This is a genomic window from Flagellimonas algicida (assembly GCF_049629585.1).
Lineage (GTDB): Bacteria > Bacteroidota > Bacteroidia > Flavobacteriales > Flavobacteriaceae > Flagellimonas.
Map to the genome: position 1 here is coordinate 669,724 of NZ_JBMYIX010000002.1, position 23,264 is coordinate 692,987.

At 43.9% G+C, this 23,264-nt stretch carries 26 protein-coding genes; 10 read left to right on the plus strand and 16 right to left on the minus strand.

Going from position 1 to position 23,264, the window contains the following annotated elements; all coding sequences use genetic code 11:
* Window position 1: 1 nt before the first annotated feature.
* The 8 genes from ACPD8L_RS11855 to ACPD8L_RS11890 all read right to left on the minus strand — a co-directional run bounded on the left by ACPD8L_RS11855 (window position 2) and on the right by ACPD8L_RS11890 (window position 6,070).
* Complete coding sequence (locus ACPD8L_RS11855; RefSeq protein ID WP_423943501.1) at window positions 2-808, minus strand: META domain-containing protein; 807 nt, start codon at window positions 806-808, stop codon at window positions 2-4.
* A complete protein-coding gene (locus ACPD8L_RS11860) occupies window positions 805-1,224 on the minus strand; it encodes an META domain-containing protein (RefSeq protein ID WP_423943502.1) in 420 nt (139 codons plus the stop codon). The genes ACPD8L_RS11855 and ACPD8L_RS11860 overlap by 4 nt, the downstream gene beginning before the upstream one ends.
* 94 nt (window positions 1,225-1,318) lie before the next feature.
* Entirely contained in the window at window positions 1,319-2,029 is a 711-nt protein-coding gene (locus tag ACPD8L_RS11865) for a membrane or secreted protein (protein ID WP_423943504.1), read from the minus strand.
* Between the two features lie 2 nt (window positions 2,030-2,031).
* Window positions 2,032-2,409, minus strand: a complete 378-nt coding sequence (locus ACPD8L_RS11870) for a nuclear transport factor 2 family protein (protein ID WP_423943506.1) — start codon at window positions 2,407-2,409, stop codon at window positions 2,032-2,034.
* A 74-nt stretch (window positions 2,410-2,483) separates the two neighbouring features.
* Window positions 2,484-2,963 (minus strand): c-type cytochrome, encoded by a 480-nt coding sequence (locus ACPD8L_RS11875; protein WP_421810301.1) that lies wholly within the window; start codon window positions 2,961-2,963, stop codon window positions 2,484-2,486.
* Window positions 2,964-3,076: 113 nt separating this feature from the next.
* On the minus strand, window positions 3,077-4,036 hold the full coding sequence (locus ACPD8L_RS11880; protein WP_423943508.1) for a YheT family hydrolase: 960 nt from the start codon (window positions 4,034-4,036) through the stop codon (window positions 3,077-3,079).
* Entirely contained in the window at window positions 4,036-5,037 is a 1,002-nt protein-coding gene (locus tag ACPD8L_RS11885) for a bestrophin family protein (RefSeq protein WP_423943509.1), read from the minus strand. The genes ACPD8L_RS11880 and ACPD8L_RS11885 overlap by 1 nt, the downstream gene beginning before the upstream one ends.
* Before the next feature lie 55 nt (window positions 5,038-5,092).
* On the minus strand, window positions 5,093-6,070 hold the full coding sequence (locus ACPD8L_RS11890; RefSeq protein WP_423943511.1) for an NAD(P)H-dependent flavin oxidoreductase: 978 nt from the start codon (window positions 6,068-6,070) through the stop codon (window positions 5,093-5,095).
* A 117-nt stretch (window positions 6,071-6,187) separates the two neighbouring features.
* Between ACPD8L_RS11890 and ACPD8L_RS11895 the strand changes: the two genes are divergently transcribed.
* A complete protein-coding gene (locus ACPD8L_RS11895) occupies window positions 6,188-6,664 on the plus strand; it encodes an acyl-CoA thioesterase (protein WP_423943512.1) in 477 nt (158 codons plus the stop codon).
* 66 nt (window positions 6,665-6,730) lie between these two features.
* Here the strand turns inward: ACPD8L_RS11895 and ACPD8L_RS11900 are convergent, their stop codons facing one another.
* The 5 genes from ACPD8L_RS11900 to ACPD8L_RS11920 form a co-directional block, all read right to left on the minus strand.
* Window positions 6,731-7,081 carry a hypothetical protein gene (locus tag ACPD8L_RS11900; RefSeq protein WP_423943513.1) on the minus strand — a complete coding sequence of 117 codons (351 nt, stop codon included), beginning with the start codon at window positions 7,079-7,081 and terminating at the stop codon, window positions 6,731-6,733.
* 114 nt (window positions 7,082-7,195) lie between these two features.
* Entirely contained in the window at window positions 7,196-8,086 is an 891-nt protein-coding gene (locus tag ACPD8L_RS11905; RefSeq protein ID WP_423943515.1) for a DMT family transporter, read from the minus strand.
* Complete coding sequence (locus tag ACPD8L_RS11910; protein ID WP_423943517.1) at window positions 8,083-8,436, minus strand: arsenate reductase family protein; 354 nt, start codon at window positions 8,434-8,436, stop codon at window positions 8,083-8,085. Before ACPD8L_RS11910 ends, ACPD8L_RS11905 begins: the two co-directional genes overlap by 4 nt.
* A 50-nt stretch (window positions 8,437-8,486) precedes the next feature.
* Window positions 8,487-9,179: an aspartate/glutamate racemase family protein gene (locus ACPD8L_RS11915; protein ID WP_423943519.1), complete on the minus strand. Its 693-nt coding sequence runs from the start codon at window positions 9,177-9,179 to the stop codon at window positions 8,487-8,489.
* Window positions 9,180-9,370: 191 nt separating this feature from the next.
* Window positions 9,371-9,619: an ArsR/SmtB family transcription factor gene (locus tag ACPD8L_RS11920; protein WP_421810294.1), complete on the minus strand. Its 249-nt coding sequence runs from the start codon at window positions 9,617-9,619 to the stop codon at window positions 9,371-9,373.
* A gap of 129 nt (window positions 9,620-9,748) precedes the next feature.
* Here ACPD8L_RS11920 and ACPD8L_RS11925 point away from each other — a divergent pair, with 129 nt between their 5' ends.
* A complete protein-coding gene (locus tag ACPD8L_RS11925) occupies window positions 9,749-10,216 on the plus strand; it encodes a DinB family protein (protein ID WP_293303980.1) in 468 nt (155 codons plus the stop codon).
* On the opposite strand, the gene ACPD8L_RS11930 is transcribed toward ACPD8L_RS11925, so the two are convergent.
* The gene (locus ACPD8L_RS11930) at window positions 10,213-10,959 is read right to left on the minus strand and encodes a DUF3298 and DUF4163 domain-containing protein (protein WP_423943521.1); all 747 of its coding nucleotides are present in this window, start codon (window positions 10,957-10,959) and stop codon (window positions 10,213-10,215) included. The genes ACPD8L_RS11925 and ACPD8L_RS11930 overlap by 4 nt on opposite strands.
* 86 nt (window positions 10,960-11,045) lie before the next feature.
* On the opposite strand from ACPD8L_RS11930, the gene ACPD8L_RS11935 reads away from it, so the two are divergent.
* The 4 genes from ACPD8L_RS11935 (at window position 11,046) to ACPD8L_RS11950 (ending at window position 16,902) form a co-directional block, all read left to right on the plus strand.
* Window positions 11,046-12,200 carry a cystathionine gamma-synthase gene (locus tag ACPD8L_RS11935; RefSeq protein WP_423943522.1) on the plus strand — a complete coding sequence of 385 codons (1,155 nt, stop codon included), beginning with the start codon at window positions 11,046-11,048 and terminating at the stop codon, window positions 12,198-12,200.
* A 131-nt stretch (window positions 12,201-12,331) separates the two neighbouring features.
* Window positions 12,332-13,675: an NADP-specific glutamate dehydrogenase gene (gene gdhA / locus ACPD8L_RS11940; protein ID WP_423943524.1), complete on the plus strand. Its 1,344-nt coding sequence runs from the start codon at window positions 12,332-12,334 to the stop codon at window positions 13,673-13,675.
* A 91-nt stretch (window positions 13,676-13,766) separates the two neighbouring features.
* A complete protein-coding gene (recO, locus tag ACPD8L_RS11945) occupies window positions 13,767-14,486 on the plus strand; it encodes a DNA repair protein RecO (protein ID WP_421810291.1) in 720 nt (239 codons plus the stop codon).
* Window positions 14,470-16,902, plus strand: a complete 2,433-nt coding sequence (locus ACPD8L_RS11950; protein WP_423943525.1) for a TonB-dependent receptor — start codon at window positions 14,470-14,472, stop codon at window positions 16,900-16,902. The genes recO and ACPD8L_RS11950 overlap by 17 nt, the downstream gene beginning before the upstream one ends.
* A 50-nt stretch (window positions 16,903-16,952) precedes the next feature.
* On the opposite strand, the gene ACPD8L_RS11955 is transcribed toward ACPD8L_RS11950, so the two are convergent.
* A complete protein-coding gene (locus ACPD8L_RS11955) occupies window positions 16,953-17,252 on the minus strand; it encodes a hypothetical protein (protein WP_147300798.1) in 300 nt (99 codons plus the stop codon).
* Window positions 17,253-17,432: 180 nt separating this feature from the next.
* On the opposite strand from ACPD8L_RS11955, the gene ileS reads away from it, so the two are divergent.
* From ileS to ACPD8L_RS11975, 4 genes are read left to right on the plus strand one after another with little or no spacing between them, the layout of a single operon-like run.
* Window positions 17,433-20,834, plus strand: a complete 3,402-nt coding sequence (ileS, locus tag ACPD8L_RS11960; RefSeq protein WP_423943527.1) for an isoleucine--tRNA ligase — start codon at window positions 17,433-17,435, stop codon at window positions 20,832-20,834.
* Between the two features lie 3 nt (window positions 20,835-20,837).
* Window positions 20,838-21,221, plus strand: coding sequence for a TraR/DksA family transcriptional regulator (locus ACPD8L_RS11965; RefSeq protein ID WP_116216456.1), 384 nt, complete (start codon window positions 20,838-20,840; stop codon window positions 21,219-21,221).
* A 27-nt stretch (window positions 21,222-21,248) separates the two neighbouring features.
* Window positions 21,249-21,869: a DUF4097 family beta strand repeat-containing protein gene (locus ACPD8L_RS11970; protein WP_423943529.1), complete on the plus strand. Its 621-nt coding sequence runs from the start codon at window positions 21,249-21,251 to the stop codon at window positions 21,867-21,869.
* A gap of 31 nt (window positions 21,870-21,900) precedes the next feature.
* A complete protein-coding gene (locus ACPD8L_RS11975) occupies window positions 21,901-22,542 on the plus strand; it encodes a lipoprotein signal peptidase (RefSeq protein WP_116216454.1) in 642 nt (213 codons plus the stop codon).
* Here ACPD8L_RS11975 and ACPD8L_RS11980 read toward each other — a convergent pair.
* The gene (locus tag ACPD8L_RS11980) at window positions 22,539-23,102 is read right to left on the minus strand and encodes a 5-formyltetrahydrofolate cyclo-ligase (protein ID WP_116216453.1); all 564 of its coding nucleotides are present in this window, start codon (window positions 23,100-23,102) and stop codon (window positions 22,539-22,541) included. The two genes, ACPD8L_RS11975 and ACPD8L_RS11980, sit on opposite strands and share 4 nt — an antisense overlap.
* Window positions 23,103-23,264 lie beyond the last annotated feature (162 nt).

Below are 23,264 nucleotides of genomic sequence, written 5' to 3' on the forward strand. Positions count from 1 at the left end.
TTCAGTCGATTTTTTTGAAAATGAGAAGATTTTCTTGGCTGCCATTGGACAGATATAATCGATTGTTTTCAATCTTGTAGGTAGTACCGCTTTGAAGGTTTTTGAGGAAGGTAGACTCCGCCTCCATATTAGGGCAGGCCATTTTGGTGGAGGCCGCATTGGTAAATCGGAGCAGATCTTTTTCAAAGAAAAGCCCTCCGGTCATCCTATTGCACCCGGCAAAGCCCGAAAAGCGATTGGTTTTAATGTCGATTTCCATATTGGGAACATCCCTTCCGTTAAAGTCATCTTTGGTTACAGCTTGTCCATCCATTTCTTCCAAAACCCAAATATCATGAAGTCGATAGTCCGTAATATAGGAACCACAACCCTCAAGGGCATGGGTTTCCTCTTCGCCCGTATATTTATAGGCAATGGTGACGGTATAGGGCGATTTTTCACCGGACATGGCATTGGTACATTCCTTATGGGCAATGATCACATCCATGGAAACGGCCTCGGTTTGTATGCGGTACATACTTATGTTGGCATCTTGGGCCTTAATGGGCGTGGTATGCGGTGTGATGATGGTATCCTCCATCATGTTCAGTTCCACTCGGTTCTCTTTTACCTTAAGGCCCCAAAAGGGTTCCGTACCAGTGGCTTTGAAATAGCTATCGTCCATTTTTATGGCAACGGGTTCAACGGTCTTTATTTGCAGGGTATCTTCCTGTGTGACTTCCTCCTTATTGGTGTTGTCCTCTTTTTTCTTCTCCACACAGCTGGAAAGGAGCAGTGCAAAACAAAGTGATATCATTATTTTTTTCATGGCTCAACTTTTGTAAAACGCATCATGGGAACTTCACCGATCAATAAATTGAGTTTTCCTTCCTCCAAGGCAAACCCATCTATTTTTTGCATCATAGTTAGAAATTGTCTTTCACCACCACCGCAGAACATCATGGTAGTAGGTCCGGGTTCCCCAAAGGAAATGGTATTCCCGTCCAAAGTATATTCTGCCGAATAGCCATTACAGCTATCGTTTCCTAAGACCTTGCCAGATTCTTGATCAAAGCTGATCTGCGGTTTTTTGTTGGGAAAGAGTCCGTCAAAGGCAATACGGGGGCCGGATATGTACTCCAATTCCCATGTGGAACCGAACAATTCAGCGGGAGCATCCGATTTTGGATTACAGGAAATGGTTAAAATCAAAACAAGGGAACAAAGAATACTTGAGCGTTTCATTTGTGGGAAATTAATGGTTAATGCAAAGAAAAATACTAAAAAAATGCCTTAAATACCCCTAACCCTAGGGTTAATTAAATGATAAGAAGCACTCTTACTCTTTTCGGATACTCCAAATTTCATAGATGGGCTGCCCTTTACTGCTCAACCCGGAGTGATGCCAATCTCCATCCTTCAGCTCATAATCGAAACCTAAACTGGCCCCTACGCGTGAGTCGTCCCTAGAGAAAAACCCGATATTTTCAGTGTATTTGCCATCAACAGTGGTATAGGTGCCCCCTCCGGTTCCCATAAAAGCTTTGGTCTCTGTGTTATAGGCAATCCATTGAAATCGGGTGCCGGATAAAATTTTCATGGTCTTTCTGGGTCCTGAGGTATCACGTTTAGTAATTTCTCCATCCTGCTTACGGCCCGAAATCAGCCATGCTCCCTGTAGATCACCGGGGGTGCCGTCATCCACACGGCTCCAGATTTTTTCCCCAACATAAAGCTTTCCATCTTTGTAGGTGTAGGGAAACGAATTTGTTGAACCGACCATCTGCGGGTCAAAAGAGGCAAATTCCAAGGTATAGGTCAGCGTGTCATCGTTGGAAGAAAATTGACCTCCCTTGGTGCCCAAGAACTTTCCATTCTCTTTTTCAAAGAAAGCTTCAGAAAAAAAGCCATGGGTAATAATGGCCACATATTGCACCTCAACACCATCATCGTTGGTGAGGGTGGTCTGCCATGCCCCATTTAGATTTTGGGCAAGGCCGGCGGTGAAGAAAAAGATACCTAGAATTAAAAATGAGACGTTTTTTTTCATGATCAATACATTTTATTGGTGTGGGCAGATTTTTTTGGGATTTGTTGGATGGCATCCCAATGTTCGCATATTTTACCTTTTTCATCAAAACGGAAAAAATCCATGGTGACATACTCATCATTGTCTGGCCAGATTTGATGGGTGTGCAGGGCAACCAAATTTCCTTCTGAAATACATCGTACAAATTCGATGGATTTATGGGGGTATTCCTTTTGCATTCTCTCAAAATAAGAAATAAAGCCTTCTATGCCATCGGCCACATCTGGGTTATGTTGAATATAAACATCCCCCACATATTTTTGGACGGCTGCCCTAGGGTTTCCTTCATACGCCATTTTATAAAAGGCTATTGCATTATTTTTATTTGATGCTGAATCCATAGTTTGGTATAAAAACAAAAATGCTGTTGTCTTAGGAATAAAACAACAGCATTTCAAAGATGTATGTTGGGTACTTACAGAGTCCTAAGATATTCTGCAACGTCCCTTGCCTCTTCTTCCGTAAGGTTTTGATTGAGCATGATGGCATTGTTGTTTTCCTTGAGCAAGGCCTTGGCAATAGGATCTTCCTTAAGCATTCCATCAGGATTCAAGATCATGTTCATGACCCACTCAGGGCTTCTACGATCATAGATGCCTTTCATGGCCGGACCGATCATCTTTTGATCGACCATATGGCAGGCAACACAAATGGATTCGAACGTGGCTTTTCCTCGTTCGGCCATTTCTTGGTTGATCTCGGCTGCGAAATCAACATTTTTTATTGGCCCAACCCCTTTGTTGTCCATATCAATTGGAACCCCTTCACTGGCTTGTACTTTTTTCTCTTCAGTTTTGGTCCTGCTTACTTCAAAACCATCCTTTTTTTCTTCCTTTTTACCACCGCAGCTTGCCACGAAGGCCCCCAATGCTAGAAATACAAGTATTTTTTTCATTCTGAACGTAATTGTAGTTTGTGTAAATGCAGCTACTAAGATAGGCATTTAAGGTCTAATTTTTATGGGTTTTTGGAGTTACCGCTACAATCTTTCCCAAGAATGTGATTTATCTAGTGGGAATTGAAAAAATCCAAGCTTCTTTTTTCAGTATATGTACAATTATTCTTACCCCAGAAACCTACATGTCCTCCATATTTTGGGATTTCCAAGAACAGGTTCTCATTTTGCCCCGCCTCGAAAATAGGATAACATTCCTCTCCTAAAAATGAATCATTTTTTGCGTTGATGATGAGACTGGGAACCGTAATATTTGGCAGAAATTGAAGCGAACTGCATTGGGTATAGTAATCCAACGCATCCTTAAAATGGTGCGCCCTACTGGTGTAGATGTCGTCAAAATCCTTAAGGGTCTTAATGTTTTTGATATCGGAATCCGTGATACGTTCAGGGAAAAGGGGTTGTTTCTGTCTGAGTTTGGCAATCAAATGCTTTTTGAAACGCTGGGCATATAGTATGTTCTTTGGGGTAAGCAATTGTTCGCAGGAACTCCGCAGGTTACAGGGGACAGATATGGCCACCGCTCCCTTGATTTCTTTCGGAACTGTATTGCGTTCACCTAAATATTTGAGCAAAAGATTACCGCCCAGACTAAATCCATTCAGATAGATTTCCGAGTAGGAATAGGTGTTGAGGATATGAGTGATCACTTCCTCCAGATCTTCGGTAGCCCCTGAATGATAGGAACGAAACAACGTATTGGGTTCGCCACTACACCCTCTGAAATTCACGGCACAGGCATCGAACCCGTTTTGGTTGAACAGCTTGGCGCTACCGGTAATATAGGGGCGTTGCCCATCGCCTTCGAGGCCATGTAACAGGATGACCAATTTTCTTGTTGGGGTGTTGGAATCGCTCCAATCCAGATCTAAAAAATCACCGTCCGATAAGCGGATTCGCTCCCTTTTTTGGACCACACCATCCACCTTACGGACAAGACCGCAATAAATGGTGGACAAATGCCCGCTCTTGAAGAATATGGGAGGGGAATAGTGGGCGGGAACTTGGGACATTAGTACAAAATATTTTGTTGGGGTTCTACTTTCCCAGGAAGATCTTGTTCATCCAACATGTCCTTAAGGTCTATTTCTATGGTGCGACACAAGGCGGTCATGGGAACATCATTGATACGCCCCTCAAAGGGATCTTCACTATTACTGCCCACCTTTTCCATGGTGGTGAACATCCAGGAAATCAATACCGAAAAGAAGACCATAAGTCCAAGATACCACCAGTTAAGGGCCGTATCCACGCTTAGGAGCTGAGTCTCAAAAACGTTGAGGAGTCCGAAAGGCAATAAAAGGATAAATATCCAAGTGAAGACCGTGCTAAAATAGGCATATTGCCTAGGGAACGGTGTGTTTTTGATGCGCTCGCACATTCCTTGGAGGTTGTACATTTCCTCCAAATCATGATGAAAGATTTGCTTGTCGAACTCTGTTATTTTTCCCTCTTTTAAAAGCTGCTTTAATTGTTTTCCTTGATTTTTAATGAGGTGTGTGGCCACATTCTTCCGACTTTCTAAATCTGTCAATTCCTCTATGGACAAAAACTGTTCTGCTGCATCGCAAGCCGGGTTCCTTTCCCCGTGTCTGTCAAAAATGCGTTCAAGGACCCTGTTTTCCCTTAATGAAAAACTATTGGGCTGCCGCAATTGGATGCGCAGTGCATTGATCCAAGCAATATGTCTGTAAATCAGGGTAACCTGTGCTTTTCGGTCATTCTCCACCAAGTTCAGCACATTGTTGGCCCAAGTGCGGGAGTAATTAACAATACCGCCCCAAATCTTCCTGCCTTCCCAGAAGCGATCATAACTTTGACTGTTCTTAAACCCAATGTAGAAAGCAACGGCAATACCGATTACCGATAGGGGTTGAAAAGGAATATCAATATGGGTCCACCCCAAAGCATGATATAGATAAAAAATGATACCAGCATATAAGATGAAGAAAATGAGATTTTTCCAAGCGTAAAGTAAAATGATATGCCAGCTGATGTTTCTTTTGATGTACATGGTAGTGTCATTGTTGGTTATGCCTTACCAAAATACAAAAGAAAAGTTACTGGGGTCATTCCTTTGGAAAGGTATCCAATAACCGGTATTGCGCTTCAATGGATTCTTTGAATTCCTGCTTTAAATTTTTCACCAGTTGCGAAACAGGTAGTATGTCATCAATAGAAGTAACCCCTTGTCCTGCGGACCAGATGGTCTTCCAGGCCTTGGCCTCGGTGTTCAGTTCCTTGCCAAAATCTATCTTTCGGTCTTTTTTCAAATCTTCCTCCGAAATCCCGGCAGCCTTTAGGCTTGCTGCCAAAAAATTGGCATGTACCCCGGAAATGGCAGCGGTGTAAACAACATCACTGGCACCGGCTTCAATGATCATTTTCCGATAGTCCTCGGGAGCCTTGCTCTCCTCAGCATTGATAAAACGGGTACCCATATAGGCCAGATCGGCCCCCATTTGCAGGGCCGTGGCGATATCCCTTCCCGTACTGATGCAACCTGAGAGGATGATGGTCTTGTGGAAAAACTTCTTGACTTCGTGTACCAAACTCATGGGGTTGATGTTCCCTGCATGTCCCCCTGCTCCGGCGGAGACCAAAATAAGTCCGTCCACACCCGCCTCGGCCGCTTTTTCGGCATGTCGTTTTTTAATGATGTCATGAAACACCAAACCACCATAACTATGAATGGCATTGACCACTTGGCTCACGGCACCCAAGGAGGTGATGACCAAAGGGACTTTGTGTTTCATACAGAGTTTTACATCGGCCTCCAATCTTGGGTTGGTGGGATGCACAATAAGGTTCACCCCAAAAGGGGCCGGCTTTTTGCCCGTTTCTTTCTCAAATTGTTCGAGTTCCGATTTTATCTGGATGAGCCATTCCTCAAAACCTTCACTGGTACGTTGGTTAAGGGCCGGGAAGGTTCCCACAATACCGTTTTTGCAACATTCCACCACCAATTTGGGACCGGAGATTAGAAACATGGGGGCGGCTATAACGGGTAAGGAAAGATCTTTGATAAATTCGGCTTTTTCACTCATGAGGTTTGTGTTAAACTATGTTTAAAAATAGGATTTATAATCGCACTTTATGGGACTCAGTTCTGAAAACTATGGTAATTTTACAATTATTATGCATGCATAACAAAATAACCCACTATGTTTTTTAAGGAATTTGATATTAGATGGAGCGATTTGGATGCCAACCGGCATTTGGCCAATTCAGCCTACATCAATTTTATGAGCCATACCCGGATGGCTTACTTGGGCCAATTGGGATTTGACCAAAAAGGGATGGCCGAGCACAATATAGGTCCGGTGGTCTTTTACGAGCACATGTACTATTTTAAGGAGGTGTTTGCTGGAAAACCCGTAAAGGTTTCATTGGGCTTTGAAGGGATGAGTGAAGATGGGATGTTCTTTGAGTTCCATCACGATTTTTATGACAGCAAGGGAAGAAACTTTGCCCGATGCCAGATGATGGGAGCTTGGATCGACCTTAAGGAACGAAAACTCATAGGGCTGCCCCAACAATTCCTGGATGCGTTCAACCAAATGGAAAAATCCGAAGGATTCAAGACCTTGACCAAAGAGGACACCCGAAAGTTTGTGCAGTTGCCCAAAGATTTGGGATGATTTTATAGAAACTGGTTATTTTAAGTCTCGTTTTGTCCTGATTTGTTTTGGTAGGGACCGCCTTTTTTAGGGTGCCCCCCATTTGGATTTTTTGATTCCGAATGCATAGATGAAATAACCGACCAGGCACATATAAAAAACACATAAAATTAACTCAAGAAGAGACATTTTAGGCTCTTTTAGGTGAAAGAAGAATCCTAATGTGCCTTGTAGTTGAAAAGGAGTGTCAATTTGTTTTGTCGTTAAAAATTGGGGAAGGTGCTGATGTGCTTTTTCCGTTACCATGTAGAATGCAAAATAAATTCCCCCTAATCCCAACAGGGGGTTCAACCTATAAAGTTCTATAAGCTTTCTATTGATCCAAAGAAATAGTGCAAAAAGAAGTACCCCAACGATAATACCTAAAAGTAAGTTCATGACTGTTCCAATTTTTCATATCCATAACAAAAAAAGGTCTAAACTTTTGGTTTGGAGGTTTCCGATTGACGGATGATACGAACGAGTTGATGAATGGGATGTTTCAGCAAATAACTATGTGTGCTTAGGACGCATACTGGCCAAATATACCCCTGCCAATACCAATCCCGTGGCGAGGATTTTTATCCAGGACAAATGATCTTTCCCCAGCGTTAAAGCAAACAATATCCCAATCAGGGGTTGCACATAAATGAAGGCCCCAACGGTGGATGCCTTGAGCTGCGTCAATGCAAATACATTGAACAGATAGGTAAGGAAAGTGGTGCCCACCACCACAAATGCGATGGACCCATAGACCCAAAGAGGCATGGAAGACCATTCAATTTCCAAAAATTCTGGTAAAGTAATGGGAATATTGATGATCAAGGCCAAAGAAAAGAGCCACTTCATCAAGGTAAAGGGGTGGTATTTTTCAATAAGGGTCTTTACCACGATAAGATACATTCCATAAAATGTGGCATTGACGATAAAAAGAAAATTCCCGAGAGGAATGTTTGGCGCATCCTGACGTATTTCGGCACCGAAAAGAATCAATCCGACGGCACCAATAAATCCCATGAGGATGCCCAAACTTTTATTGAGGGTAATTTTTTCCTTCAAAAAAAGAGACGAAAGCACCACCACAATAATTGGTGTGATCGTAATCAATACGGCACTGTTGATAGGCGTGGAGAGTTGAAGCCCCTTAAAAAAGGAGAGCATGTTCACGGACATTCCACAGATGGCACAGATCAAGAGTCGGCCCCAATCTTTTTTTTCAACTTTCTCCTTGGGGCCAAAAAAAGAGATGGCCCAAAACAGGATCGCCGCCCCACCAACACGCAACATAATAAACCCGAAGGGTTTTACGTGCATGGGCATCACCCCTTTTGCCAAGGTATGGTTAATGCCATAGATGGCAGTAGCCCCTAGGGCGGCTAAAATGGCTAAGGTTCTTTTACTCATGGATGCAGGGCCTCTTTTGCGGCCTGGACCACTTTTTTGGAGTTACCAACAAAGATTTGCCCATCAACTAGGACAACAGGTCTTTTTAAAAAGGTATAATGTTCAAGGATGAGACTTTTGTAATCGTCTTCAGAAAGTTGCTTTTCATGCAATCCCTTTTCACGGTAGAGCATGGCCCTTTTACTGAAGAGGGACTCATAACTTCCCGATAAGGCCGCCATTTCCTCCAATTGGGTGGAGGTCATGGGCTCCGACTTTATTTCTTGGAGCTGTACGCCCTGTAGAGGTTCCAATTCCTTTAAAATACGCTTACAGGTTGAGCAGCTGCCCAAATGGTAAATTTTTTTCATGCTATAGGTCTCTGTATGTGCAAAGGAACCGATTTTTGATCAAACCGGTATTAAGCCAATGCAAATTCAACGGCTTTTTGGACATGGATCTTGGCGGTATCAAATGTGGGTATAGAGGCTTCATGGTCCGGCACAAGGATGGGCAACTCGGTGCAGCCCAAAATGGCCCCCTCGGCTCCTTGCGCTTTCATTTTGTTGATAATGTCCAGACAAACGGCCTTGGAGGCATCGGTAAAGACGCCCTTGACCAACTCATTATAGATCATGGATTGGAGAAGTTCCCTATCCGCTTCATTGGGAGTCAAAACCTCAAGACCATAGTCTTCCCGCAGTTTTTTGGTGTAAAAATCCTTTTCCATCGTGAATTTTGTACCCAATAGGGCCACTTTTTTCATTCCTTTTTCACGGATGGCCTCCCCAGTGGCATCGGCAATGTGTAAAAAGGGCACGTCAATGGCCTGTGTAATGGCCTGACTTACCAAATGGATGGTATTCGTGCAAAGCAGTACGATGTCGGACCCGGCAGTTTCCAATTTTTTGGCATGAAGGGCCATGATATTACCAATTTTGTCCCAGTCGCCCGAAAAGGAATATCGTTCAATCTCCTCAAAATCCACCGAAGAGAGTAGGGTTTTGGCAGAGTGCGAACCTCCCAGTTTTTCACGAATGATTTCATTGACGAATTGATAGTACATTTTTGAGGATTCCCAGCTCATTCCCCCGATCATTCCAATAGTTTTCATGTATCTGTTATTTGATTTTTGACATATACTCTGCCCCTTCCACTCGAATAGAGGTAAGCCATTTCCGGATTCTTTTGGCAATCATTTGTGATGTGCCCATTGAAACTGGGGTTTCGGGGCAGCAATTGTAGTTGATGCAGTTTTCCATAATATTTACATTTCGCTAAATCTCAATATGTGTTCCAAAAAAATTACAATTCATTTTTCAGGGTTTCAACAAAGGCCTGGATCACCGCTTCGTTCCTTTTGTAATACGTCCATTTCCCATGACGGGTAGGGATGACCAAATTGGCATTTTGCATGCTATTCAAATAGGTAGAAACCGTGGATTGCGACAATCCTGTCTTGTCTTGGATATACCCTACACATACCCCATCATCAAAATGGTCGATATCTTGGTGGGGCGGAAAATTTACCTCTGGATTTTTCAGCCATTTCAAAATATTAACCCTAGTTTTATTGGATAAAACTTTGCTGATTTCAATCACATCCATACAGCAAATATAAATAAAATATCTACATATCTAAAAAAATAGATATGTTAAATTAAATTTCAACTAAATCCGGGAATGGAAAAACTATTCGACCTTATTTTAAAGAACAGAAGTATACTTCACAACCATTTACAAAATACCCCAAAGGAAAAATTGTTCGAAATACCTGAAGGTTTCAACAATAACATTTGGTGGAACATTGCCCATATTGTCGTTTCCGAGCAGCTGTTGATCTATGGCCTCAGTGGCCAGCAATTGGTGGCTCCCCAAGACTTGGTGGAAAAATATAGGAAAGGCACCAAGCCCAATGGCATTCCAAGCGATGCTGAAATTGAACAGGTTTCCGAGTTGATGTTCTCACTGCCCAAAAAGACCGCGGAAGATTATAAAGCGGGTGTTTTTGATTCGTTTAAGCCCTATGCGACATCACTCAAGATTGAACTCAATTCGGTGGAAGACGCCATTGCCTATGATTTGCTGCACGAAGGAATCCATTTGGGTACCATCACCGCATTGAAAAAGGTATTGGAAAGGGATTCCTAGGACTTCACTTTTTGTTTGAGATAGAGATTGATCTCATTGTACGGCAACACCAATACAATGGGGCCGTCGGCATAGGAGGCCACTTCATATTGGTTGTAGATCAGTTGAAGACCATCCTTGGTATAGCCCATGTTGTTTGATAAGTGGAAGACATCACCATCGAACATAAACCCTGTGGCATTGATGTTTTCGTCCTGGGGAATATCCTCTTGTATCCTGAACTTGGTCTCCGCAAACTTTTGAAATCCTTCCAGATCGTCAAAAAGTTCCCAGTTTTCCAGTTCGGTACCACTCTGTTTGTCAAAATTCAAGTAGGAGGTAGAGCCATAGCCATGTGCTCCCCCGGTATAGGTATACGATTCAACCTGTATGGTGATCATTTGGGGGTCTTCGTACACAATGGTTCCATCGATTTTGGCCTCCCAACCTGGGGTTTCATCGGGAAACCGCTCGTTCAGTTCCTTAAAGCTATCGGTAAAGGAAGTCATGGCCGATTGGATTCCGGTAATCTCCTCCTCCCCATCACCAAAAGAAAGCAGGGAGATCATTTCCTCTTCCAAGGACCGGTTGATGGTTTTGGCCACAGCGGTATCATCCAGAGCCTTGGGGACATTGATTTCAATAGTGGGGCAATCCTTGCAGTTTTCGCCCTGTAGTTCCATGGGCTCAAAAGTAAGGTTGCTTTCATTTTCGCAACCAAGGGCTATAAGAAGTAGGAATATCAGGTATGGGGTCTTTTTCATAAAAGGGGTATTATGCTTTTCCAAAAATAAGACTTCATTGACTACTCCAAAAGATAACGATACATTTGTGTATAGATATTAACAAAATGAGCAAGAAAGATTTACGATTCAATAGCAAGACCATTCACGGTGGACAGTTTCCCGATGAGGCTTATGGGGCCGTCATGCCACCTATTTATCAAACCTCTACCTATGCCCAGACCACTCCCGGAGGGCACAAGGGTTTTGAGTATTCTCGAAGTGCCAACCCTACCCGGACCGCTTTGGAGAATTCCTTGGCCAGTATAGAAAATGGAAACTACGGTCTGGCCTTTGCCAGTGGTCTTTCGGCCATCGATGCGGTCATTAAGCTGCTTTCCCCTGGGGATGAAGTGGTTTCCACCAACGATCTGTATGGCGGAAGCTACAGGCTCTTCAAACAGATTTTTGAAAAATATGGAATCACTTTTCATTTTGTGGGGATGCAGGGGGCAGGTGCCATTGAGGAGCACATCAATGACAAGACCAAGTTGGTCTGGGTGGAGACCCCTACCAATCCCATGATGAACATTATTGATATAAAGACGGTATCCGCACTGGCCAAAAAACATGGACTGTTATTGGCAGTGGACAATACCTTTGCTACCCCTTATCTACAGCGCCCGTTGGATTTGGGTGCGGATATTGTGATGCATTCCGCCACCAAATATCTGGGAGGCCATAGCGATGTGGTGGTCGGGGCCTTGGTGGTCAAGGACAAGGAATTGGCAGATAAATTATACTTCATCCAAAATGCGAGCGGGGCGGTATGTGGTCCCATGGATAGTTTCCTGACGCTCCGTGGGATAAAAACATTGCATGTGCGTATGCAACGGCATTGCGAGAACGGGAAGGCCATTGCGGAATATTTGGCCAACCACCCCAAGATTGAAAAGGTATATTGGCCCGGATTTGAGACCCATCCCAACCACGGGGTGGCCAAGGCCCAAATGGATGATTTTGGCGGAATGATCTCATTTGTTCCCAAGGGCGCTAGCTATGCCGATGCGATTCAAATTGTGGAAAAACTTGAAGTCTTCACCTTGGCCGAATCGTTGGGAGGCGTGGAGAGCTTGGCAGGACATCCGGCCAGCATGACCCATGCCAGTATCCCAAAAGAGGAACGGGAAAAAAGCGGAGTGGTGGATGCCTTGGTCCGTTTGAGTGTGGGAATAGAGGACGTGAAGGATCTTATAGCGGACTTGGAGCAGGCCATTGGGTGATCAATATTGAAAAATTTTTAAAAAAACGTATTTCAAATTATTGAAAAACAATAATTTTGCCTTCAAATTACAAATTCACTAAAAAACAACCCTGAGACAATTCTAAGGGACAACAAATTTTAATCCGTTATATGGAAGCAAAAATCAAAGCATTTATGGATGAGATCATTGCCAGAAATGGCCATGAGCCCGAGTTCATCCAAGCGGTTCAAGAAGTTGCCGAAACGGTAATTCCCTACATTGCCAAACATGATATTTATAATGGAAAGAACATTCTATTGCGTATGGTAGAGCCAGAGCGATTGATTTCTTTCCGTGTGGCTTGGGTAGACGATGAGGGAGAGATCCATGTGAACCGTGGATACCGCATCCAGATGAATTCCGCCATTGGACCTTACAAGGGTGGACTTCGTTTTCACCCTACCGTTAATGCCAGTGTATTGAAGTTCTTGGCTTTTGAGCAGGTGTTCAAGAACAGTTTGACCACTTTGCCCATGGGAGGTGGAAAAGGAGGGTCGGATTTTGACCCCAAAGGAAAGTCAGATGATGAGGTCATGCGTTTTTGCCATGCATTTATGACCGAGCTGTGCAGACATATTGGTCCCAATACAGATGTTCCTGCTGGGGATATTGGAGTGGGATCTCGTGAGATCGGGTTCCTTTTTGGAATGTATAAAAAGATACGCAACGAGTTTACCGGGGTACTTACCGGAAAAGGACGTTCTTGGGGAGGTTCCCTCATCCGTCCCGAGGCTACTGGATATGGTACCGTGTACTTTGCCGATAGCATGCTCAAGACCCGCAATGAATCTTTTGAAGGCAAGGATGTGGTAATCTCAGGTTCAGGGAATGTGGCGCAATTTGCAGCTGAAAAAGTATTGCAATTGGGTGGTAAGGTGCTTACCCTTTCCGACTCAGGCGGATTTATTTATGACAAGGATGGTATTGATAATGAAAAGCTGGCCTTTGTCATGGACCTGAAGAACAACAAGAGAGGTCGAATTTCCGAATATGTGGACAAATACCCATCAGCGGAGTTCCATAAAGGAGAAACCCCATGGAAAGTGAAATGTGATGTGGCCCTTCCGTGTGCCACCCAAAACGAACTAAATGGGGATGATGCCGCTATACTGATCAAAAATGGCTGTATTGCCGTGGCTGAAGGGGCCAACATGCCCTCTACGCCAGAAGCCATCCATGCATTCCATGATGCACAGATTTTATTTGCACCGGGAAAGGCCTCCAATGCAGGAGGTGTGGCCACTTCAGGATTGGAAATGTCACAAAACTCTTTGCGTATCAGCTGGACCCGTGAAGAAGTTGATGAAAGACTTAAGGGAATCATGGAAGATATACACAATGCCTGTATAGAATACGGAAAAGAGGAAAATGGGTATTGTAACTATGTAAAAGGCGCCAATATTGCCGGTTTTGTGAAAGTTGCAGACGCTATGTTGGCCCAAGGTGTGATATAGTCCGTACAATCGACTATAGTTTTTGGTTGGCAGTTACCATAGGGAGTATTTATTTTTATACTTTCGGTAACTGCCTCTTTTTTTATAGCCCATGCAAGTGACCACCAAGGCCATAGTTCTTTCATCCCTAAAATATGGGGACACCAGTCTTATAGTTCGGGCGTTTACCGAATCCGATGGTCTTAAATCCTATCTGTTGAAAGGAGTGCTGTCCTCTAAAAGAGGAAAGTTGAAACCAGCCTATTTTCAACCGTTGATGCCTTTGGAAATGGTGGCTTACCATAAGAATAAAGGAACACTGGAAAGTATCCGGGAAGTAAAGGTGGCCATGCCCTACAAGACTTTGCATACGGATATTTTGAAGAACAGTGTGGTGCTTTTCTTGGCGGAAATGCTGGGCAACAGCATTCAGGAACAGGAACAGGACCAAGGGCTTTTCAATTATTTGGAATACAGTCTTCATTGGTTGGACGAACACCCGCTTTCGCCCAATTTCCATATCCTCTTTTTGATCAACCTTACCAAATATTTGGGCTTTTACCCAGATACATCGTATGGCAATGAACCGTATTTTGATCTTTTGGAAGGGAGTTTCTGTTTGGAGCCATCTCTTAACCCTTTGATTCACAGTGATAAAATGGTGGGTTTTAAGAAATTTTTAGGCACGAATTTTGATGCATTACACGGAATACAACTAACTAAGTCCAACAGGCGGGAACTCTTAAAAACCATCATTCTCTATTTCCAGTTGCACGTGCACGGATTCAGGGAACCAAAGTCTCTTGCCGTACTAAATGCAGTTTTTCAATAATATGGGGAAACCAACCTTGATTCTATTTTTTGTATTGTTTTCCATTACATTTTATGCCCAAGAAGTCACTGTTTTGGATGCCGATACCGGAGTGCCGGTGGACAACATTGCCATCTACAACAAAGACCGGTCAAAAGCAACCGTTTCAGATTCCAATGGCAAGTGCGATTTGGGGATGTTCTCCAAAACCGAAAAAATCACCTTTCAGCACATCAGTTATGAGCGGTATGTGACCACAAAATCCCAGATTGCCAAAAAAGGGAATCGGGTGTATTTGTACCTCAAGTCAGAAGAATTGCAGGAAGTGATCTTGTCCGTTTCCAAATGGGAACAGCAGAAGAAGAACATTCCCCAAAAGATAGAGACCTTGGATGCCCGAAGCATTGCATTTAGCACGCCACAAACCTCTGCGGATTTGTTGCAGAACAGCGGAAAGGTTTTTGTGCAGAAAAGTCAGCTTGGCGGGGGAAGCCCAATGATCAGGGGGTTTGCAACCAATAGGCTGCTATTGTCCGTGGACGGTGTGCGAATGAACAACGCCATATTTAGAGGGGGCAATCTTCAAAATGTAATATCCATTGATCCATTCACCATAAAAAAGACCGAGGTGGTATTTGGCCCGGGTTCGGTAATTTATGGTAGTGATGCCATAGGGGGTGTAATGAACTTTTATACCCAGAATCCGCACTTTTCATATACGGACAGCCTGGCCTTTTCGGGAGGGGCCCAATATAGGTTCGCATCGGCAAACAACGAAAACACAGCCCATGTGGACTTCAATTTGGGACAGCGCAAATGGGCATCCTATACCAGTATCAGTTATAATAGTTTCGGGGACCTTAAGATGGGGAAACATGGGCAGGACTCCTATTTACGCAATAATTATGTGGTGCGCCGTAATGGGGCAGATGTTTTGATGGTCAATGAGAATCCCGAGAAACAGATTGCATCAGGATATAATCAAATCAATATGTTGCAAAAATTTACCTTTAAGCCGAACAATGACTGGAACTACGATTTAGGACTATACTATTCGGAAACTTCGGATTACCCAAGGTACGACAGATTGATTCGTCCCACAGGGGATGGGCAGGGTCTACGCTCTGCGGAATGGTACTACGGTCCCCAAAAATGGTTTATGGGAAATTTTCAGGTCACTAAAAAGGGGAACAACAAATTCTATGATGGGGTAAAGCTCACCGCGGCCTACCAATTTTTTGAAGAGAGCCGACACGATAGGGGTTTTGGCGATGTAGAGTTGTTTTCAACCAAGGAGAAAGTGGATGCCCTCTCGATGAACTTGGATTTTGAGAACAAAAAAATGGGCAAACTGCACCTATATTATGGCGGCGAATATGTGCTCAACAAGGTAAATTCCAAAGGAAGTCAAAGGAATATCCAGACGGATGAGGTCGAACGTACAGCATCCCGATATCCGGATGGGGCCACATGGCAGACCGCTGCCGGGTATGTCAATGGCGAGTATCAATTAAAGCCCAATGTCACGATATTGTCGGGAATCAGGTATAGTCAGGTTTGGGTGGATGCCCAGTTCGAAAAAACCTTCTACCCATTTCCGTTTGATGAGGCCGATTTGATCACGGGAGCACTTACCGGAAGTTTGGGAATCAGTTGGTTTCCCAAGGCCGATTGGCAGGTCACCCTCAATGGTTCAACTGGGTTTAGGGCCCCGAACATTGACGATATTGGAAAGATATTTGACTCCGAACCGGGCTCCGTGGTGGTGCCCAATCCCGATTTGGAACCGGAATATGCCTATAATGGGGAGATAGGTATCCGGAAAAATTTTCAGGATAAACTGGTCTTGAAAGGTGCCGCTTTTTATACCTATTTGGTGGATGCTTTGGTCCGAAGGGATTTTACCTTCAATGGGCAAACAGAAATTGAATACAATGGGGAACCTAGTAATGTGCAAGCCATACAAAATGCCGCCAAGGCCTATGTGTATGGTTTTGAATTTGGTGTGGAAGCCTATTTGGATGACCATTGGTCTTTGGTGTCCAACCTGACCCTTACCGAGGGAGTCGAGGAAGATGATGATGGCACCGATAGTCCAGCGAGGCATGCCGCCCCTACTTTTGGGGACGTGCATGTGGTTTGGCAGAACCAAAAACTAAAAGCGGATGTCTTTTTAAATTACAATGGTGAGATCAGTAATGAAGATTTGGCCCTTTCCGAACAGGGCAAAACCTATATCTACGCCAGTGATGCCAACGGAAATCCGTATGCTCCCTCATGGTACACGCTGAACTTTAAATCCCAATATCAAATATCCAATGCGTTCAAGGCAACCTTGGGTCTGGAAAACATGACCAACCAGCGGTACCGAATGTATTCCTCGGGTATTGTGGCCCCAGGGACCAATCTTATCTTGGGTTTGGGGTATGTATTCTAAAAACAAAAAGGCACGGAATTCCGTGCCTTTTTCATGGGTGTTGCTGTTGACTAGATTTTTACACTGTCAATGGCTTTTTTGGCCGCTTCTTTGGTTTTGTCCATAGCTTCCTCTCCAGCTTTTTTAATGCTATCCAGGGCTTTTTCACCCATTTCTTGGGCCTCTTCCCCTGCTTCCTTGATGGCATCGCCGGCATCTTTGGCGGCATCCTCAAGGCTTTCGCCAGCATCTTCAAGGGCTTCGGTGGCTTCTTCAGAAGCTTCTTTAGCCTTTTCGGACGCATCTTTGCAGGAAGTCAACACAGACATCGATAAGGACAGGGCCATAACGGTAATAAAGACTTTTTTCATGTTTACATGGTTTAGTGTTAATCCGGTTAAGATATGGAATTTGGCATAAATGGGGATTTAAACCATATCATATTTACATTAAGCATATTAAGGAAATACTAATGCCTCCTTTGGAGGGGTATAATTCCATCTAAATTTATAATTTTGCAAACTTGGAATTCTAGAAGAGTAGCAGTAGATATGAAGTTTGCGGAATATAAGGGATTGGATTTGCCTAAAGTATCGGAAAAAGTTCTGGACTTTTGGAAAGACAAAGAGATTTTTGAAAAGAGTGTTTCCACTAGGGAGGGCAAGGAAAGCTATGTGTTTTATGAAGGGCCTCCTTCCGCAAACGGTATGCCGGGCATTCACCACGTAATGGCCCGTACCATCAAAGATATTTTCCCGAGGTACAAGACCATGAAAGGCTTTCAGGTAAAACGTAAAGCCGGTTGGGATACCCACGGCCTCCCCATTGAGATCGGGGTGGAAAAGGAACTCGGGATCACCAAAGAGGATATCGGCAAGAAAATCTCTGTTGAAGAATATAACGCTGCTTGTAAAAAAGCGGTAATGCGCTACACGGATGTCTGGAACGAGATGACCGAGAAGATTGGGTATTGGGTAGATATGGATGACCCTTACATCACCTACAAGCCCAAGTACATGGAATCTGTTTGGTGGTTGTTGAAGCAAATTTATGACAAGGGTTTGCTGTACAAAGGTTACACCATTCAGCCCTATTCGCCAAAGGCGGGTACCGGATTGAGTTCCCATGAGCTAAACCAGCCAGGGACCTATCAGGATGTTACGGATACCACGGTTACGGCCCAGTTTAAAGCTAAAAAGGAAACCCTTCCCGATTTTCTGAAAGGAATCGGGGGCGACTTGTATTTCTTGGCATGGACGACCACACCTTGGACGTTGCCTTCCAACACCGCATTGACCGTAGGACCAAAAATTGAATATGTTACTGTAAAGACCTTCAACCAGTATACGTTTAAACCCATAACCGTGGTGTTGGCCAAAGGTTTGGTGGGAAAACAATTTGCAGGGAAATTCACCCAAGTGGAAACCGAATCGGAATTGGCCGATTTCAGCGAAGGCGACAAAAAAGTTCCATATTGGGTTGGAGAAAGTTTTGTGGGCAAGGATTTGGTCGGTATTCAATACGAACAACTATTGCCGTATGCACTTCCCTACCAAAATCCTGAAAATGCATTCCGTGTAATTTCTGGCGATTTTGTAACCACGGAAGATGGTACCGGAATTGTGCACACCGCGCCCACCTTTGGTGCGGATGATGCCTTGGTGGCTAAACAGGCCCAACCGGAGGTACCCCCCATGCTTGTCTTGGATGATAACAACAACCCCGTTCCCTTGGTGGATCTACAGGGAAGGTTCAGACCGGAGATGAAGGAATTTGGCGGCAAGTACGTCAAAAATGAATATTATGAAGATGGTGAGGCTCCCGATAAGTCAGTTGATGTGGAGATTGCCATCAAACTAAAGGAAGAGAACAAGGCTTTCAAGGTGGAAAAATACGTCCACAGCTACCCCAACTGTTGGCGTACCGATAAACCCATTTTATATTACCCGTTGAACTCTTGGTTCATCAAGGTCACCGATGTCAAGGATCGCATGTTCGAGTTGAACCAGACCATCAACTGGAAGCCCAAGGCAACCGGTGAAGGGCGTTTTGGCAACTGGTTGGCCAATGCCAACGACTGGAACCTTTCCCGCTCTAGATATTGGGGCATTCCATTACCCATCTGGAGAACCGAGGATGGCAAGGAAGAATTGATCATTGGTTCGGTGCAAGAGCTCAAGGCCGAGATGGCCAAAGCCGTTGAAGCTGGGGTGCTGGACAAAGATGTTTTTGCCGATTTTGTGGTGGGCGATATGAGCGAGGCAAATTATGACAAGATCGACCTGCATAAAAATATTGTGGACGGAATTACCTTGGTGTCTCCGTCAGGGCAACCCATGAAACGGGAATTGGACCTTATCGACGTATGGTTCGACAGTGGTTCCATGCCTTATGCCCAATGGCACTACCCCTTTGAAAACAAGGAATTGATAGATGATGGTGTGGCGTTTCCGGCCAATTTTATCGCCGAAGGTGTAGATCAGACCCGAGGGTGGTTCTATACACTCCATGCCATTGCCACAATGGTCTTTGATACGGTTTCCTACAAGAATGTGGTTTCCAACGGACTGGTGCTGGACAAGGAGGGCAAGAAAATGTCCAAACGTCTAGGCAATGCCGTAGATCCCTTTGAAGTGTTACCGGAACATGGCCCCGATGCCACGCGTTGGTACATGATTTCCAATGCCAACCCATGGGACAACCTAAAATTTGATATTGATGGAATTGTTGAGGTGAAGCGAAAGTTCTTCGGAACACTTTACAACACCTATTCCTTTATGTCGCTCTACGCCAATATTGATGGGTTCACTTATGCCGAGGCTGATATTCCGTTGAAGGATAGGCCGGAGATCGATCAGTGGATCTTGTCCGAACTGCATACCTTGATCCAAAATGTGGATGAGGCCTATGCGGATTACGAGGCTACGAGGGCTACGAGGATGATTTCGGATTTTGTACAGGAAAACCTGAGCAATTGGTATGTGCGTTTGAGCAGAAGGCGGTTCTGGAAAGGAGATTACCAACAAGATAAGATCTCTGCCTATCAAACCCTGTATACCTGTTTAAATACCGTGGCCAAGCTATCGGCTCCCGTGGCTCCATTTTTTATGGAACAGTTGTACAAGGATTTGAACGCGACAACACAAAAAGAAGGATTTGAAAGTGTGCATTTGGCAGAATTTCCAGTGCATGACCCCGCTATGGTGAACAAAAAACTGGAGCGTAAGATGCAATTGGCCCAGAAGGTGTCATCCTTAGTGTTGTCCATCCGACAAAAAGAAAAGATAAAGGTGCGCCAGCCCCTGCAAAAAATAATGATCCCGGTTCTGGACCATACCCAAAAGGAGGATATTGAGGCGGTATCGACCTTGATCAAATCCGAGGTGAATGTCAAGGAAATTGAACTGCTGGATGATGCTTCGGACATCCTGGTAAAGCAAATAAAACCCAATTTTAAGGTTTTAGGCCCTAGATTTGGCAAGGACATGAAAGCTATCGCCGCAGCAGTGGGGCAATTGGGTCAAGAGGATATCCAAAAAATAGAAAGAGAGGGAGAATTAATGCTGGAGTTGGATAATAAAAGCGTTACTTTACAGTTAACCGATGTAGAAATCACCTCCCAAGATATTGAAGGTTGGTTGGTTGCAAGTTCAGGTCCATTGACGGTGGCCTTGGACATTACCATAGATGAGGCCCTTAAAAAAGAGGGGATTGCAAGGGAATTGGTGAATAGGATCCAGAACATACGCAAGGAGTCTGGATTTGAGGTGACCGACAAGATCGATATTAAAATACTGAAAGACGGTTTTGTGGAAAGTGCGGTTTCCAGCAATGAGGATTACATCAAAACGGAGACCCTGACCGCAGAGCTCAATTTAGAGGAACAACTAGACGAAGGTGTTGCAATAGCCTTTGACGAAGTCAATACAAAATTGTTTATCCAAAAGCATTAGAAAATGGCAGAAGAACTTAAAGTACGTTATTCGGATAAAGACCTTGAGGAGTTTAGAACTTTGATCGAGGAAAAAATAGAAAAGGCCAAGAGCCATCTGGAGCTTTTGAAAAGTTCCTATATGAATGATGGAAACAATGGAACGGATGATACCTCTCCTACCTTTAAGGCGTTTGAGGAGGGCTCCGAGACCATGAGCAAAGAGGCCAACACCCAGCTGGCCATCCGTCAGGAGAAATTTATCCGGGACCTGAAGAACGCTCTTTTAAGGATAGAGAACAAGACCTACGGCATTTGTAGGGTCACTGGAAAGCTCATCAACAAGGAGCGCTTGAAACTGGTTCCGCATGCTACATTGAGCATTGAGGCGAAGAACATGCAGAAATAATAAAACGCCTTAGGGCGTTTTTTGTTTATGAGGGCAACGGTATTTTTGTTGGGCTTCTTTTTCCTTGTACAGCTTCAAGGACAGAAATTGGTAAAGAAAGCCTTTGTTGGACCTCGAACGGATTACATCCAGATAGATGCTGCCAATTGTTACACCCTTACCTTGAATACAGCACCAATCAATGAGGTCAACGTAAGCGCCAGTATTGAGGGAGAGTATGCCAAGGATCTTTTGGTTTCCATTGAGGAAGAAGGGGCCACAGTACGGGTCAGTTCAGGCTTTCACCCCAACTTTATAAACCCAAACGATAAATTGAGTGCGCACAAGGTCATTTCCATTGCTTTGGAGATTACCGTTCCCGAGTATAAAAATGTATCGGTTTTTGGTACCCATAGCGAGGTACAGGTAGAGGGCAGGTACAGTGATTTGAACATAAAGTTGTCCGATGGGCGGTGCATTCTGAAAAATGTCTCGGAGATAGTGCAGGTCAACACCCAAAACGGGGATATTTGGTTGACGGCCCTTAGCGGGAATGTGATGGCAGAAAGTGCTTATGGTGAGGTGGAACAAAACCAGATTCCCAAAGGGAACCATCAATATGTGTTAAAGACGGTGGAAGGGAACATCCATCTTAGGAAAACAAAATAATATCCATATTTTTGCAACTTCGTTAAAAGACATGAGTTTAAAAAAATCCTTGTTCATCATTGTTTTGATCCTGCTCGTGGATCAAATAAGCAAAATCTACATTAAGACCAGTTTTGTCTTAGGCGAATCGGTGGACGTGTTGGGATGGTTCAAAATACTTTTTATTGAAAACGAGGGAGCGGCTTGGGGCACCAAGTTGAGCGATCTGTTGCCCATTTCTGAATCTGCCGGAAAATTGGTTTTGACTGTTTTCCGGATTTTCGCTGTTTTTGGAATTGGTTATTGGCTTTGGGACATCACTAAAAAACAATCCCCAAGGACTTTGATTTTGGCTGTATCGCTGATTTTCGCGGGAGCCTTGGGCAATATTATCGATTCTGTTTTTTACGGGGTCATTTTTGATCATAGCAGCGGACAGGTGGCCACATTGTTTTCTGACGAACCCTATGGAAGTTTATTGCACGGAAAGGTGGTGGATATGCTTTACTTTCCCATGATAGATACTACATGGCCCGATTGGGTTCCGTCCATTGGGGGCAATAGGTTCCGGTTTTTTGAACCTGTATTCAATATTGCCGATACCGCAATCAGTACGGGGGTCGGGATTTTGATCGTCTTCAATAAAAAAGCGTTTCCAAAACAGGAAGAGACGGGCGAAGAAGTCGCCAGTTAAAATGTATAGACCTTTTCAGGGGTAACGCAATAGTCCAGCGTTACGTCATTTTCGTGCACATCAGTGATCAGGGTTTCCTCGGCCTTAAAGAAAGAAAGTCCGATTTTGATGGTTTCTTTTCGACATTTGTGCAAAAAAGTATCGTAATACCCTTTTCCATAGCCCACACGATTGCCATGTGCGTCAAAAGCCAACAAGGGTAAAAAGACCACATCGATTTTGTCCTCGGGTACCACTATTCCATCCACAGGCTCGGGAATATGCCATTTATTTTTCCGGAAGACCGTATTATCGGTCAACAGATAGTTTTCCATGGAATGTTCTCCACTTACCTTGGGAATCACCACGTTTTTATCTTTTCCTTGTAGAAGAGTGATCAAGGGCAAAGTGTCCACTTCTTTATTTTCTTCTATGCCCAAAAACGTATGGAAATAAAAAAAATCCCAAATAGGGATTTGTAGTACATGATTTGCTAAAAGTATACTAAAATCAGAGGCCGATACATCAGATAGTTCGGCCCTCATTTTTTTGTATTTTTTTCTTAGTTCATGTTTCAACATCTAGATGCTGAAAATTTGGGGTAGTGTTCTGGGGCAATACATTCCTACTCTCCTCTGGTGGAAACCGAGAAGAAGATTTTGAAGAAAAGCATCAAAATCAAGTACATTCCCAAAACGATTACATAGTTTTCCATAGGATTGTATTTATACCGTTAAATGTAG